The sequence below is a fragment of the uncultured Stenotrophomonas sp. genome (assembly GCF_945952405.1).
GTDB lineage: Bacteria > Pseudomonadota > Gammaproteobacteria > Xanthomonadales > Xanthomonadaceae > Stenotrophomonas.
This window is the reverse complement of record NZ_CAMFIA010000007.1, coordinates 51,993-66,908: the sequence shown is the minus strand read 5'-3', so window position 1 is coordinate 66,908 and position 14,916 is coordinate 51,993. Positions and strand designations below refer to the sequence as shown.

Sequence of the window (14,916 nt, the reverse complement as noted above, 5' to 3'; positions counted from 1 at the left end):
ACGGCGCGCTCAGCGCGGCGCGCGCCGGCTGGCGGCCTGCACCAGCATCAGCTGCGCCACCAGGATCAGCATCGCGCAGCCCGACAGCAGCCACGGGTCGATGTACCACCGTTCGTTGAAACTGAAGCTGCCGGCGGAAATACGCTTCCACCCGTTGAAGTGCTGCATCGCCGCCACCACGAACGCAAAGCCGCCGGTGGTGTAAGCCAGCCAGGGCACGATCAGCCCGCCCGGCCGCGCCAACAGCAGCAGCACCCCCAACACGCCGATGACCGTGCGTTGCACGCGACAGTAGGGGCAGACATAGGCCAGTCCGCTCCATTCCACCGACCAGGCCAGCAGGCTCACCAGGACCGCTGCCGCGGCAGCGGTGTAGCGGACCCTCGGGGTGATCGTCAGGTCGCGATCATGTGCCATCCCGCGCTCCTTCGTTCAAAGACCCGGGCAGGGTAGCAGCGCGGCCCCTTCAATCCTTCTTGAACACCGTGCGCTGCCCGATTGGACTGCCCTTGCGCGCGGTCGGCCGGGCAAGGCCGGGGATCAGGAAATCGGTCACCTTGTAGCCCTTCTGCACCTTGGCCGCCAACCAGCGCGGCATGCGCCCGCGGCCGGACCAGGTCAGCCGTTTGTACTCCGGATCACGGTACTTGGCCGCCACCTTGCCGGTCCTGCGTCGCGCCGGTTTTCGGCTGGGCACGTCCTCCGCGCGGGCGTCCGCGCCGAACAGCTCCTCGAGGCTGTAACCGGCTTCAGCGGCTGCAGCCTTCAGCATCCGCCGCACCGCACTGGCCGGACGGCGGGTGGAAATGAGCTGTTTCCGCTGTTCAGCGGCAACCACCAAGGCGCCCAGCTCCCGAAGGCTGAGCGATTCAATATCGATCGTCATGCGCGAAAGGTCTACCGCACCGCGACTGCTGTCAAGGCACCCGCAGCCGGGCGTGCACACGGGCTTCACCGGCGCTGGGCTCCGATCGCCCTCGCCGGCCCTTCCCGAGGACATCGACGTGAGCAACGCATCGCCTTCGCTTGCCTACCTGATTGCGCGCATCCTGCTGATGGCCCTGTTCCTGGTCTCCGGCCTGGGCAAGCTCGCCGATCCCGCCGCCACCCAGGGCTACATGGAAGCGATGGGCGTGCCCGGCATCCTGCTGTGGCCGACCATCGCCTTCGAGATCGGCAGCGGACTGTGCATCCTGCTCGGCCTGCAGACCCGCATGGTGTCGATCGTGCTGGCCGCTTTCAGCCTGGTCACCGCCGTCATCTTCCACCACAACATTGGCGACCCCACCCAGCAGATCATGTTCCTGAAGAACCTCGGGCTGGCCGGCGGCTTCCTGTTGCTGGCCTGCACCGGGGCCGGGCGCTACAGCGTTGATGGCAGGCGCCGGCAGCCCTGAGGCCCGCCACGGCGCGTCTAGAAGGGAAGATCATCGGGAAACTCGACCGCAGGTGGCCAGCGCGAGGCGCCTGCATGCGCGTACGCCGAGGCCCTGAGCCGGTCGGCACTGCGCTGCCGGCGGGCACGGGCGCGCCAGTCGCCGCTGCGGTCCTGTTCCAGGCGGGCGGCCTGCCGCAGCAGTTCCGTCGCCCGCGTCGTGTCCGGTTTCAGGCCAAGGTCCATTCTGTCCATGCCGACAGCATGGCAGGCGGGCGTCGCTGATCCTGCGACCGGCCAGCGGCGCGTGATCAATCCACCGGATCGACCCCCGTACTGCGTTCGACCACCGGCATCGGCTCGAAGCTGTAGAGCGCGCCGAACTCCATGCCATAGGCCACCTCCGGCGACGCAGGGATGATCATCTGCGCCGCGGCGGAGCCCTCCAGGCGGTAGTGCAGATGGACCACGGCGGGGCTCTCTTCGCTGCGGGTGAGCAGGACCAGGCGTGCTTGGAATTTCATCGTTGATATCTCCAGAAATGAATCGGCCGCCCTGCGGGCGGCCTGGGAAGGGAGGTGTGCGGGCGCCCCGGCTCAATAGCCGGTAACGTCCAGGACCGCCAGCGTGGCGCGGTTGGAGGTGACCACGGATCTACCTGGGGGAATGGTTCCGAAGTAGGGTCCATAGGTACGCCGGCGTGATTGGGTCATCGCGAAGTCGACCGTACCGCCGTTCACCGATCCCCCCGCAACGCTGTAGTCCTCGTGCTGCAGGTACTCACTGGGATCTCCCCAACGCTGGAAGCTCACGCGTGACACGTAAGCCGGCACCATCGCGAGAATCGCCCACGCGCGTGATCCGTCCAGCCCGATCGCGCCGGTCCATTCCGGCAGGCTGTTGCCCACACGCAGTACCGAGGTGCGCGCAGCCTTCTTGCCTGCATCGAACATCAGCTGCCCCGCATCGTTCCAGATCTTCAGCCCGAAGTTGCTGGCAGCGCCTTGGGGCTGCGCATACACCCACCATTGCACGCTGGCACCGGGTGGTCCAAACAGGAAGTAGCCTGCGCTATAGCCATCGACGGCGCCGAAGTACTGGACGCCGACGATCGACGTGGAGCGGACCGCCACTGCACCTCCATGATTACCGATGTAGGCCATGCCGTCCGACCCGATCGTCGAGGTCCCCTGTGCGAGAACACAGAGCGTCGGCGCGAAATCATCGATCAGGATCGTGCCGTAGTCATTGAGAATCTTGATTCCGGTTGCCATGTCAGCGTGCCCATATCTCGACGACCCCGGAGTAGCGCACCATTGCTGGAACTGCGGAAGCATCCCAGCTGACGGTGCTGGCCCCGACGTTGATGGTAAACCACGGTGCGTAGTAGCCCAGCGCAACAGCGACAAGGTCGGTGTCTTCCGGTTGCCGCGCAAAGCCAACCGTGCCGTACTGCGCCGAGGTATAGGCCACGCGTGCGATCACCCGGAACAGGCGCCCCTGCGGGTTGTAGCCCAGGCTGCCGTCTTCGTTGAATACCTTGATTCCCTCGGCCATCAGATGTTGATCCCCATCGCCACGCGCAGGCGTCCGTTGCCGTCGTAGACACGCCAGTTGCCGTCGCTGTACTCGGTGCGCATGCCACCGTTGCCGGGGTTGGAAACCCGGAACCGGTCCGCCACCACGTCGAAGGCACTGACCTGGCCGTTGGACGACAGCTCGATACCCCCTACCCGCCCATCGGCGCGGACGTTGACGGCCCAGCGCGACGATGCCTCCTCGCCCCCCGCCGACCAGGCCGGCGGTGTGTTCGCGCCATCGTTAACCCTGGCGAACATCGGGCGGAAGAACCAGAAGTACGGGTCCGACTCGCCCGTCCCCGTCACCCCGAATTCGAACCGCATGTATGCCGCATTGGCCGGTGCCTTTGCGATCACGTACGGGCGGGGAAGATCGGACAGAAGGGGAACCGTCCCGATGCCGAAGGGCCCCATCCATTCGGTGGCGGCATTGCCGATGCGGTTGTTGGCCTTGTCATACCAGATGATGTTGACGACCGCCTTGCAGCGATGGGTGTTGATGTATGCGGAGGCGCAGTAGGTGGTGCCGGCCACCACTGGAACGACGTACTCGGTCTGCATCCAGGACGTGGCGCCAACAGCCCAGGCACCACGGCCGCGCACGGCACCAATGCCATAGACGCCCAGAGGGCGCCAGGAATCATCGCCGGTGGGGTTTCCGAGTGCACTCCATCCGTCGTTGCCGGCCCAGAACCAGCCACTGGGATTCCACATCGGGAAGGTCGAATTCATCAGCAGGTTGCCGCCCGCGCCACCATTGGCCACCCGCACTTCCATCGACTGCACCACACTGGCGTCCGCCTTGCCACCCACCTGCGCCTGCAGCCCATTGATCTGCTGGGCCTGCGCGGTCTGCGCCTGGCCTTGCTGGGTCACCTGGGTCTTCAACTGATTGAAGCCGGTGGCCGAGACATTGCCGACCTGGGTCTTGAGGTTGACCAGATCCTGCGCCGTGGCATCGAGCTTGTTGCCCTGTTGGCTGACCGTGGTGGTCAATCCGGCAGTCGCGGCGGCATTGGCAAGGATTCCCGCTGCGGCCTCCTGCCCGCTGGGCGACCATGCGGTCGCAACCTTGCCTTCCTGGAACTTTGCGTTGTCGATCTCGATCGCAGCGCCCTGCGGCGTTGGCACCGTAAGGCGGCCGACATACACGCGCGCGGCGACCGCAGTGGGAGCCGTGGTACGGGCGGGCAGCAGCAAGCGCTGCCAGGTACCGTCCATGGCCGCCGGCGGCAACGCCGTGGTCGCAACGGTCGCATTGCTCGCATCGCGCCATTGGATGATGATCTGCGCCGTACAGCCTGCACTGCCACGCACGTGACTGGACAGCACGTAGTCCGTGGCCGGCTTGATCTTCACCAGATCCTGCACGTTGCCGCCATTGGTATAGGTCAGGCCAAACCACTGGTTTTTCGCGGTAGTCGTTGCTTCCAGGCGCAGTGCCCGGCCACCTCCACTCAAGGGAGAAGGCACATAGGACGCCGAGACCGAGGGGCCGTTGCCTTCCAGGTTCCAGCCTGTCGGTGCGACACGGTCGGAAGCACTCAGTTCGAAGCTGCTGTTGGGCAGCAGGTTGTCACCGCCCACGCTGCCGATGGATGAACCCAGGTCCACCAACTGCTGTGCCTGCGCCTCGATCTTTCCTTCGGCCGAGCCGACCCGCGTTGTAAGCCCCTGCACGGCGGTTGCAGCCGCATCTGCGGCCTGTTGCGCCGCATAGGCCTCGGTCACATCGGTGACCACGATATCGTCCAGGCGGAACCGCGAGCCAACAACGCGCTGGCTCTTCGGATCCGTCGCATGTCCCGGCAGACTGATGAACAGGCGGGCCTGCGCTGCGGACGCGTTGGTGGTCACATAGCCGCTGACTTTCGTCCAGGACGTCTTCGAGACGCCCTTGATTCCCCAGTTGAGGGTGGTCCAGACCAGGCCGGCACCTCCCCCACCCGCCTGCGACGTCTGCACGCCAATCCTCAGATAGCTGCTGTTGTCGGCAGGGATGTCCACGCTGTCGTTGGTCAGCGCCACGAACGCCTCCACGTACAGGCGACGGACACCGGCAAGTGGAACGAACTCGGACACCGGATAGCAGTCGGCGTTGAGATCCGGACGGGTGTCCGAGCCGACCAGGATGTCCAGCCCGCGATTGCCGTTGCGGCGGCCCGTGCCATTCACCGTGAACGTGGTGCCGTAGCCGGCGGAAATCAGCTGGCCATCCTGGAACTGCTCGAACGAGCCGGACGGGAACATGCCTGCGCCACCGGCCAGGCTCGCCTTCATTTCAGCCTGCAGCCTGGTGACGTTGCTCGATGCGGCATCGATCTTTCCCTCAGCCGTGGTCACCCGACCGGTGAGTCCGGTGATCGCCGTGGTATTGACGGCGTTGCCACTCTCCACCCCACCCACTCGGTTGGTCAGCGCGGTGATCGATTGCGACTGCGACTCGATCTTTCCTTCCGCGTTGGTGACGCGCGTGCTCAGTCCCTGCTGGCCATCGGCCAGCGCCAGCACCTCGGTCACCTCTTCCAGGCTGGCATCGTCGATCCACAGGCTGCCGGCGGTATTGTCGCTGCAGAACTGCAGCAGCAGGCCGGTGATGCTGGAGTTGAGCGCGACTTCGTAGACGCCCTCGAGATAGGTCCAGGCCGTCTTGTTCTGCTGGAAGAACGTGGCTCCGCCGATCAGTGCATCCGTCTGCGTCGACAGCCGCATCTTGCCGTTGCCGGCCGTACCGTTGTAATCCGCGCTGGTGCGGTACCAGCAGCTGTAGCGGTACTTCCGGCCCGGCGTCACCGCCGTCGGCTGCTTGCCGTTGGCGTGTGCGAAGCGCACGCCGCTGCCGCCGTCCACGCGCAGGCAGCGGCCGCCGCCGCGCCCTTCCGTCGCGGGCGTGCTCACGGCAGTGCCGCTGTAGCTCCAGCCCACATCCGCGCCATGTTCCCAGCTGCCGTTCAACACCAGGTTGGAACCCTGCGCAACCAGCGCCGGCAACTGCGACTTGACCTGCTGAAGATTGCTGGCGGCCGCCTCGTCGGCGGCCACCCGTGCCTGCTGCTCGGCGGTCACGCTGGCCTGCGTGGCAACCTGCCCGCTGCCGGCCGGCATCCGCACTTCCATCGCGCTGATCCGGCTGACCTGGGCACTGTCGGCGGCCACCCGTGCCGTGCGTTCATCCGCAATGAAGCCCTGCGCCACCTGTGACAGGTCACTGCCGGTGTAGCTGCCACGCAGCTGCACGGCCAGGGTGTTGCGCTGGCTGGCTTCGGCGGCATCGCCGGCGGTGCGTGCCTGGCTTTCCTGCTGTACCAGGGCCACGCTCGCGCCCGGCGTCGGCCGGCCGATGGCCACCCAATCGAGCAGGAAACCATCGCTGGCGGTCTGCGCAACGCCCAGCTGCAGGCGGATCGCATCGACCACACCGGGCCACCAGGCGACGTCCTGTACGTCCAGCGTGGCAACGCCGTTGCTGTCCCACTTCGGTTCGGCGATCGCGACGCTCTTCTGCGCATTCCAGGTGCGGTCACTGGCCGAGATCCACTGCAGCTTGCCGGCCCATGCCGGCGCGCCCATGCGCTTCACCCGCAGCTTCAGGAAGCGGTAGGCGCTGCCGTCCACGGCCAGCGCCGCCGGCGACTGCACCCACGGCGAGGCCGAGGCGTTGGCGGGGCGCAGCCAGCCGTCCACCAGCGTGGGAACGCCGTTGCCGGTCCATCCATCGAGGGTCTTGTCGAAGTACCAGATCGTCGCGCTGTCGAACTGGGTACCGCTGCCGGCGGCGACCTCGGACAACGCCCGGGACAGCGACTCGACATCATTCTTCCGGGTCGTCTGCTCCTGGCTGATGGCTGCTTCGCGTGCCAGCTTCTCGTTCAACAGTCCGGCAACACGTGCTGCACTTTCGGTTGCGATCGACTGCAGGGCCGCCGCATCCGCCTGGGCGCGTGCAGCGACCTCGTCGGCCAATGCCTTGGCCGCGTGCGACAGGCCCTCGGCGCGTGCGGCGGCTTCGGCCAGGTCAGCGTCCATGCGGTCGCTGATCTCCTTGGCCAGGTTCCGTCCCTGCTCGCCCAGCCCGCTTTCGATACCGCCGATCACCTGCCCGAGGTTGGCCTGCAGATTGCGGCGTACCACCCGCATCTCCTGCGACAGGACGCCGCTGGTGTTGCGCGAGCGGCAGGCGAACGTCCATTGCCCGGACTCGGGCATCACGGCCTCGAAAGGCGCGGTATGGAATCCGGACTGGCCGACCGGAATCATCGCGTCCCAGTCCGGAGCCGCCACCTGGCCCGCCACATGGCGGATTTCCACGCCGGCGAAATCGGGCGAGCGCATGGTGCCTTCCAGCCAGCCCCAGGTGTACAGGCGCACGCCACCGCTGCGCTCCTCGACATCGAACAGGTCAACCAGCACCGGTGCCAGGCCGGCCCCCGTGGTGGTGTAGGTGCCCTGCACAGCGGTGCCCGCCATGCCATCGGGCGAGTACGGCCGCGCCACCACGGTGTAGCGCCCCGGACCCGGGATCCGCCAGGTCGCGGTGCGCGTCGTGGTCTGTGCCACATCCTGCAGTTCACCCTCGGCACCGGCCGCACGCACAACCACGTTACCAACCGGGCCACTGATGTCGAAGGTGGCGGTCAACTCGGTGAACACGGTATCGCCCTGGGTCACCTGGTGCTCGGTCACGCGCAGGTTGCTGGCCACCGGCCGCGTCTGCAGCGAGGAGCCATTGGCCGGCGGCACGTAGTGGCCGGTGAGGACGTAGTTCCAGAACTCCGGGCCTTCCGGCACAACGCGCACCGCTGCACCCTTGAGGCCATCCTCGGGCTCGATGCTGGTCACGCGCACCCGGTAGCCGGGCGTCTGCTTGAAGTCATAGACCCAGATCGTGTCGTGCGCCGGGTTGCCGGCATGGCTGCCCGGCAGCTCCGCGTCTGCCGGCCACGGCTCGGCCAGCGTCAGTACCCGGCTGTCGCCGCTGAAGGCCTTGACCTTCAGCACGCGGTACACGCGCTCGCCGGGAATCCGCAGGCCAATGAACGAACTGCTGCCACTCTGGCCCGGCACCGGCTCGTCCAGGGTGAGGGTCACCTCGGCGCCGACACGCTCGACCGCCGCGATGCGGCCACCGAATCCCCACTGCGTCATGTCGTGCTGGAGGGCCAGCACCGACAGGCGCTGGTAACTGAGGTGCTCGATATCGGTGCTGTAGGCGATGTCCTTGTACTGGTACAGCGACTGCGCCAGGTGCCAGCGCGCCAGGCGTGCCGCGTGCTGCTCCGAGGTCACGCCCTCACCGCTGACCTGCGCCGGGTTGAGCATGGTCTCGACACCCGGCGCCGGCACACGCAGGGTCTTGGCCTGCCAGTCAGCCGGGTCGATGTAGCTGTACTCGATGCCGTCCGCTGCACTGACCAGGCTGTAGTCGACCTGGAACTGGCCCTTCTTGATCGTGGCCATGTTGACCACGCCGGAAAGCGGCTGCTCCTGCGCCGCCCAGATGACACCCAGGCGGCCACCGGCCCAGGTGATCTCACCGAAGCCTGCGCGTGCGATCGACGACAGGATGTCACTGTGGCTGCGGGTTTCCTTGACGTAGTGGTCATAGGTGTAGCCGTTGGCCGCGCAGTGCAGGGAGAACGCCTTCCACGACTCCAGGTCGATCTGGTTGTCGCTCAGTGTCATGCCACCCAGCAGGCGGCCGCCACGGCGGATGCCACGCGCGTAAGCCAGGCACTGCGCGCCCGGATTGCTCGACTCGCGTACCACCCACTCCGAGCCATTCCACTCGGGAATCGGATCGGCGGCGGCGATGCCGCGGATCTCATCGGGCGCCCCATTGAGCTGGCCGGTGGCCTTGATCCGCAGCCCGGTGCGGGCGATCCCGGTGTAGTCAGCACGGTCCTGCTGCACGCTGGTCAGCGTGGTCCACTGGAAATCGTTCTTCTGGGTGTTCTTGCCCTCGTAGTCGGCCAGGCCGACCTTGCGCACCCGCACCTCGTACTGGCCGAGCGCGACGTCGCGCGCGATGGTCGCCCGGCGTGCGTCGAAGCGGTCCGAGCGATAGGTCTCGCTGGCCAGTGCCTTCCAGTCGCTGGTGCCGACTGCGCGGTACTGCACCTCGATGCGTTCGCTGACCGGATAGGACTTTCCGCTGGTGCCGGTTCCGCCCAGCACGTACTCCAGGCTGACCTGCACCCGCAGCGTGTCCAGGCTGGTGGTGCGCTGGAACCAGCCGTGATCCTTGGGCAGCTCGGCGCCATCGACGGAGTCCGCGTTGCTGTACAGCGGGATCGACTGCTCGGGCATCTGGCTGTAGCCGGCATGGAAGACCTGCACGCCTTCATAGTTGGCCAGCGGCGTATCCGCGTTGTGCAACGCCTCGACCCGCCCCACGTTGACGCCCGCGCACAACACCATGCCCAGGTACTGGTCATTGCCTTCATACCAGGAATACGGCGTGCTGAGCAGGTCCGGGGCGATGCGGATACGGCCGAACAGCAGCGGCAAGGGCTCATACGGCCGCATCTGGTTGCGCGCACCGCTGATCGAATAGACCGACTCGGCCTGGCGGTTGTCCGGCTTAGGTGGCTTCGGCATCAACACCTTGTTGATCAGCATGCTGCCGGCCATGAACAGGCCTGCGCCGATCGCGCCGGCAGCACCGGCCGATACGCTGAAGGTCGACGCAATCCAGGCAGCGCCCGCGCCAAGCGTGAAGTACGACAGCACTGCAATCGCAATGATCGCCAGCGCCGCCTTGCCGACGCCGCCGCGCACCTCGATGACCTGGCCATGCTTGGGACGCACCTTGTGCCACAGATGGCGCTCGACCGGCAGGCCACCAATGGTCACCTCCCAACGCTGGCCATCCAGTTCCGGCACGTTGCGCATCAGCAGCGCATACAGGCTCTCGCCGGCTCGCAGCTCCCACGCGACATTGCGCTGGCCGTCCACCAGCAGCGGGTGCGGGGTGATGATCAGCCGGCCAGGCTCGATCAACGGTTGTTCCATCAGGCCCATGTGTAGTACCCCTCGATTCTCAGCCCGAACCCGGGCAGGTCACGGACCCGGTGCAGCACGCTGCAACCGTTCCGCTCATTGCTGTGAAGAACCCAGCCCTCGTGGGCCAGGAAAAAGAAAACCCCGGCATGGCCGGGGCGTTTGTGCGGTGCTTCCGTCATCAGCACCAGGTCGCCGTCGCGCGGGCAGTCGGTGCGGCTGCACAACGGCATGGACAGGCTGCCCAGCGCCGCCTGCCCCTCCACGCCGCGCGGGCGCCGCCCGGGCATCTGCAGGCTGCGCCCGAACAGCTCGCGCTGCACCAGCACCACCAGGTCGGCGCAATCCATGCGCACCTCGTCATAGGCGATGCCCACGAACCGTTCCACCTTCCCGCGCATGTCCATCAGAACAGGCCCGGGGAGATGAACGGGTTGTAGCGCAGCCGCACCGCCTGCTGCCGCATGATGGCGTCGTAGCCGCACTGCGCGGTTGCCGTGCGCGGATTCACCGACACCTGGGTCATCGGAAGCTGGTAGGTCCGCTCGATGGCATCGGGGTCGGCGCGGTCGGCAACCTTCAGCACCGCCATCACCACATCGTCGGGCTGGAGCTTCTCCAGGTCTTCGGTGATGCCGCGGCCGACGTTGTCCAGGGTCAGCACCGCGCGTGCGGTCTGCCCACTGACGTCATCCGGCAGCTTGAAGCCGAACGGTACGCCGATGTAGTTGATGCCGTTGCTGGTCCAGTTGCGGGTGTCGTTGACGATCCGCAACGTCTCGGAAAAGGATGGCGCCGAAACCTCCAGGAACAGCAGGATGCCGTCGTGGTCGGTAACGCGCTGCCGGCGTTCAGTAAAGGTGGTCATGATCTGCCCATGCAAAGCGCCCCGCGCGTGGCGGGGCATGTCGTTGAGAAGGAGGACGCAGCGGCACTCAGGCGGCCGAGTCCGGGCTCCGCACGTACTCGATCACCAGATCGCGCTTGGCGAAGCGGAACTGCGTGTTCAACGGCTGCAGGCGCCCGATGCTTCCGCCCTGGAAGCGCGCACGGATCAGCTCACCCGTGCGCGGATGCTCCATCGAGAACCAGCCGATGCGGCGGATCTCGTTGAAGTACCAGGCCTCGAAGTCGGCCACGGCCTGCGCCGAACGGAACTGCACCGAAGCGATGATGGTCTGCAGCACGTCGGTGTTGAGCAGCCGCTGCTTGGGCACACCGCGCTCCATCTCGGTACGCTCCACTGCAGGATCGAATTCTTCGGCGTAGTCAGCGAAGCGTACTTCCGCGTAGGTTGGCCAGCTGCTCATCCGACCACCTCGCTCCAGCCGTAGCGGCGACGACCGACGTTGCCCAGCTGCCCACCGTCAAGGCTCTCACCGACGATGTCGATGACCAGCTTGCGGAGCGTGTTTCCATCACCCATGTCCTGTGTCTCCTCGCGCGCCTTGACCTGGCCGCTACCGTAGTTGTTGATCTCGACCGCGATGCCCGTGGACGTACCGCCCAGCGACAACGGCGAGGCGACCTGCCCGACCGTGGCGCTGCCGCCGCCGCTGCTGTGCAGGGAGCGGCGCAGCGCATGGAAGGCCGACGGCCCGCCGAGCGCACGCATGTCATCCTGGTTGAGGACACCTTCGCCCTTGTGCACGATGCCCGCAGGCTCGAAGCGGCCACCGGGCCCGGTATAGCCGCCCTTGTCGAACTTCATGAACCCCCTGAGCAGCGTGAACAGGGTTCCGGTGTTCTCACCGTTGGCGCCCATCGCCCCCATCATTCCGCTGATGGCCTGCTTGGCGGCAATCCGCGTGAGGTCGGCAATGATAGATTCGGCCAGCTTGCCGAAATCCATCTTGCCGGTGGTGACGAAGCTGACCAGGGCGTCTTCCATGCCCTGGAACGCCTTCGTGAAGGCCTGGTTGCTGAGTTCGGCGACATTGGCCGCCTGCTCGGCGTACTCGCGGAACGCCTTGCCTGCACCCGTCGCCCAACTGCCCAGCGCCTCACTGCGACTGGCCTGGTAGGCCTTCTCGGCGGCGAGATCAGCATCGCGCTTCTTCTCAAGTTCGCCGAACTGCAGCCAGTAGCTGGCCATGTCGGACTGCCCGAACACATTGCGTTCGTTCAGCGCCTTGGTCTGGCTGCTGAAGTCATCCTCGATGCGTTGGCGGCGCTGCCGCTTGTCCACTTCCCCGGCGGTATGACCCAGCGCGAACAGGTCGGCGCTGTTGCTGGCGTCGCGTGCCTTCGATGACTCGTCCAATTGCATCTGCAGCTGCTGCAGATCCTTGGCGCCCTTGCGCTGCGCCTCCATCGCCGCCAGCTGGCGGCCGCCGGCCACCGCACTGTCCAGCATCAGCAGGATGCTGCGCTGTTCTTCGTCGGAGAGCTTGCTCTTGGCCTGGCGCAACTCTTCCAGCGTATTCACCTGCAGCTTCTGCACGGCGGTCATGTCATCGCTGACCAGCATCTGCTGCTTGTCGAGATCGATCTGGCGCTTGATCCGATCAAGGAGGGTCGCATACGCGTCCGCCGGCTTGCCTGCACCACCGGATGCTGCGGGTGCCTGCCTTGCGCTGGCCTGGCGCTGCGCGTTCCAGGCCTTCTCCGCCGCGATGTCCTCGCGGATGAACTTGGCACGCGCCTGGAAGTCAGCCAGCTCTTCAGGCTTGAGCCGCGCGAATGCTTCCTCGTAGCTGGACGCGCCGGTGGCGGCCTTGTAGCCCTTGGCCTGCTCGGCGAGCCAGGCCTGATAGTCTCCCTTCTCGCGCCGGAGCCGGGCAACCTGCCGCTTCCACACCTCATCCTGACCTGCGGAGCTGATCGCAGCAATCGCGATGGTCGCGGAGAGGCCACGGCGTTCCACATCGGACAGGCCTGCCAGCAGCTTGCTGAAATCGACGTCGTTGGCCTTGATCGATGCAGCACGCATCTTCTCGAACAACTCCGGATCCATCGAGGTGCGGAGTTGTGCTTCAAGCTTGACGAAGGCCTCACGCGCTGGCGCGGCCTCGTCGGCGAAGTTCTTCAACCTGTCCTTGGCATCCTGCAGCAGGTTGCCGTAGTGGACCAGGTCGGGGCCACCACCGGCTCCGATCTCCGCCTTCGACCGCGCGCTGGCCACCTTGCTTTCATAGCCGGCGATTTCCGACTTCAGCTGGGAAATCTTGGCATCCGCCGCGCGCACATCGACACCGAACCGGTTCCAGTCCTGCGCCGCCGTTCCCAGGGACTTGGAGCCATCCATGCGGCCCAGCTGATCGGTGGTGTCCTGGATCTCCACCCGCAGCGTCGCCATCGAGCGCACCTGCGCATCGAACTCCTTGCGCGCCTGTTCGGCCTTGCGCTGCGCGTCCGCATACGCAACCCCCAGCGCGCCGATCGCCATCGCCGCAGCCCCCCAGGGACCGCCGGCCAGCGCGAGCAGCCCACTGCCTGCGCCGCGCAAGCCATCCATGGCCATGCCACCCACGGACGCAGCCGACGATGCAGCCGACTCCCGGCCACGAGCAAGACCGAGGTTGTGGGTGGCGACTGCGGCGGCTTCCTGCGCGAGGATCAGCCGCCCCTTGGCGGCCGTGGCCGCGGCGTCGGCACGTACGCCGGATGCGGTCGCCGCGTTGTACTCGGCCTGCGCGCGGGCCAGGTTGCGCTGCGCGATCGCGGCCGCGACCTGCGCTTCCTGCTGGGCACGCAGGTTCGACGACAGGGTGGCTGCACCCTGCTGGTGCTCCAGCGTGCGCTGCGCAGCCTCCTGCGCGGATGCAGCCACCTGCAGTTGCCCGCGGGCGGTATCCTGCGCGGCAGCCGCCTGCGCTTTCCAGGTGGTGGTCAGGCGGATCGACTCGCGCGCCTGGTTGACCTGTTCGGCGGCTTCCCGTGCGCGTTCCCGCGCCAGCCCGGCCATCTCCGCGGCCTGGCTGGCGGCGGTAGACCGCTCGGAGATCGGCGCCGAGACAGCACCATAGGCTTTGCCGGCACCCACACCGAGTATGCGGCCGGCGAGTGCTCCTACGGCCAGCTGTGCCGCGCCGGCCACGCCTTCCAGGTTGTCGGCCATGAACCGTGCAGAGGCGATCGCGGCGTCACTGAACAGCCCGTCGCTGACCTTGACCTTGAAGTTGAACCACGCCGTGGACAGGCGATTGAGCTCTGCGTCCAGCGTCGCGGCGGCATCTTCGGCGCCGGCCCCGGTCGCGGTCAGCGCCTGGATCATTGCGGGCAGGTACTGGCGGGTGCCGAGATCGCCATCGCGAAGCATCGTGTCGAAGGATTTTCCGGCCAGCGCCGTTCCTTCGTTCATCTGTGCCACCGCCTGCATGAAGCGCGGCATGACGCCCGGAATCACCTCGCCCAGCTGCTTGCGCAGCGCGTCCGCCTGGAACGTGCCGCTGCTGAATGATGCACCCAGCGCGTCGGTCGCGCGCCCGACCTGGTCACTGCTGAGGTTCATCGCCGTGGCCGAGCGCGACAACTGCAGGAACAGCGCCTGCTGATCCTCCATTGCGACACCGTTGGCGGTAGCCGCGGCGGACAGGCGGGTGAAGTTGCGGCTGGCCTCTTCCAGGTTGAGGCCCAGGCTCTTCGAGGTCTGCGCGATGAAACCGTAGGCCTTGTCGGCCGCCTGCGCGGAGCCGGTTGCGCCGCGCAGGCCCTGGTGGATCTGCTGGATCGAGCGCTGTGCTTCGATCAGCGAGGTGACACCGGTCTTGACTGAGTCGAACCCCGGGAATCCCACCGCCGTCTTGTTGAAGTTGGAAATCGATGCTGCGGTTTGTGACGCTTCCTTGCGGATCAGCGCCAGCTGCTGGGAGCTGACACGACCGGACAGCGCCATCTCGGCGCGGAATGCGGCCGTGTTCGCCCGCAGCGTCACGTCAATCTGGGTGACGGTTGAGCTCACGGAGTTCTCCAGAAAATGATGAGGCCACCGTTACCGGTGGCCGTGTCGGTTGCTTGAAT

Annotated in this window: 12 protein-coding genes; 1 reads left to right on the top strand and 11 read right to left on the bottom strand. The window is 66.5% G+C overall.

Annotation, left to right across the window (positions count from 1 at the left end; translation table 11 throughout):
• Positions 1–9: 9 nt before the first annotated feature.
• Positions 10–417, bottom strand: a complete 408-nt coding sequence (locus Q0P60_RS09250; protein ID WP_294991574.1) for a hypothetical protein — start codon at positions 415–417, stop codon at positions 10–12.
• Between the two features lie 49 nt (positions 418–466).
• Positions 467–886 (bottom strand): H-NS histone family protein, encoded by a 420-nt coding sequence (locus Q0P60_RS09245; protein WP_345780324.1) that lies wholly within the window; start codon positions 884–886, stop codon positions 467–469.
• Positions 887–1,004: 118 nt separating this feature from the next.
• Between Q0P60_RS09245 and Q0P60_RS09240 the strand changes: the two genes are divergently transcribed.
• Positions 1,005–1,397 carry a DoxX family protein gene (locus Q0P60_RS09240; protein ID WP_294991568.1) on the top strand — a complete coding sequence of 131 codons (393 nt, stop codon included), beginning with the start codon at positions 1,005–1,007 and terminating at the stop codon, positions 1,395–1,397.
• 17 nt (positions 1,398–1,414) lie between these two features.
• On the opposite strand, the gene Q0P60_RS09235 is transcribed toward Q0P60_RS09240, so the two are convergent.
• The 9 genes from Q0P60_RS09235 to Q0P60_RS09195 all read right to left on the bottom strand — a co-directional run bounded on the left by Q0P60_RS09235 (position 1,415) and on the right by Q0P60_RS09195 (position 14,857).
• A complete protein-coding gene (locus Q0P60_RS09235) occupies positions 1,415–1,621 on the bottom strand; it encodes a hypothetical protein (RefSeq protein WP_294991565.1) in 207 nt (68 codons plus the stop codon).
• A gap of 65 nt (positions 1,622–1,686) precedes the next feature.
• Positions 1,687–1,899, bottom strand: coding sequence for a hypothetical protein (locus Q0P60_RS09230; protein ID WP_294991561.1), 213 nt, complete (start codon positions 1,897–1,899; stop codon positions 1,687–1,689).
• 72 nt (positions 1,900–1,971) lie between these two features.
• Positions 1,972–2,649 carry a hypothetical protein gene (locus Q0P60_RS09225; RefSeq protein WP_294991556.1) on the bottom strand — a complete coding sequence of 226 codons (678 nt, stop codon included), beginning with the start codon at positions 2,647–2,649 and terminating at the stop codon, positions 1,972–1,974.
• A gap of 1 nt (position 2,650) precedes the next feature.
• Complete coding sequence (locus tag Q0P60_RS09220; RefSeq protein WP_294991553.1) at positions 2,651–2,932, bottom strand: hypothetical protein; 282 nt, start codon at positions 2,930–2,932, stop codon at positions 2,651–2,653.
• Positions 2,932–9,954 (bottom strand): host specificity factor TipJ family phage tail protein, encoded by a 7,023-nt coding sequence (locus Q0P60_RS09215; RefSeq protein WP_294991548.1) that lies wholly within the window; start codon positions 9,952–9,954, stop codon positions 2,932–2,934. Before Q0P60_RS09215 ends, Q0P60_RS09220 begins: the two co-directional genes overlap by 1 nt.
• Before the next feature lie 11 nt (positions 9,955–9,965).
• Positions 9,966–10,355: a peptidoglycan endopeptidase gene (locus Q0P60_RS09210; protein WP_294991545.1), complete on the bottom strand. Its 390-nt coding sequence runs from the start codon at positions 10,353–10,355 to the stop codon at positions 9,966–9,968.
• A gap of 5 nt (positions 10,356–10,360) precedes the next feature.
• Positions 10,361–10,822: a DUF1833 family protein gene (locus Q0P60_RS09205; RefSeq protein ID WP_294991542.1), complete on the bottom strand. Its 462-nt coding sequence runs from the start codon at positions 10,820–10,822 to the stop codon at positions 10,361–10,363.
• A 67-nt stretch (positions 10,823–10,889) separates the two neighbouring features.
• Entirely contained in the window at positions 10,890–11,264 is a 375-nt protein-coding gene (locus Q0P60_RS09200) for a hypothetical protein (protein WP_294991537.1), read from the bottom strand.
• The gene (locus tag Q0P60_RS09195; protein ID WP_294991534.1) at positions 11,261–14,857 is read right to left on the bottom strand and encodes a phage tail tape measure protein; all 3,597 of its coding nucleotides are present in this window, start codon (positions 14,855–14,857) and stop codon (positions 11,261–11,263) included. The genes Q0P60_RS09200 and Q0P60_RS09195 overlap by 4 nt, the downstream gene beginning before the upstream one ends.
• Positions 14,858–14,916 lie beyond the last annotated feature (59 nt).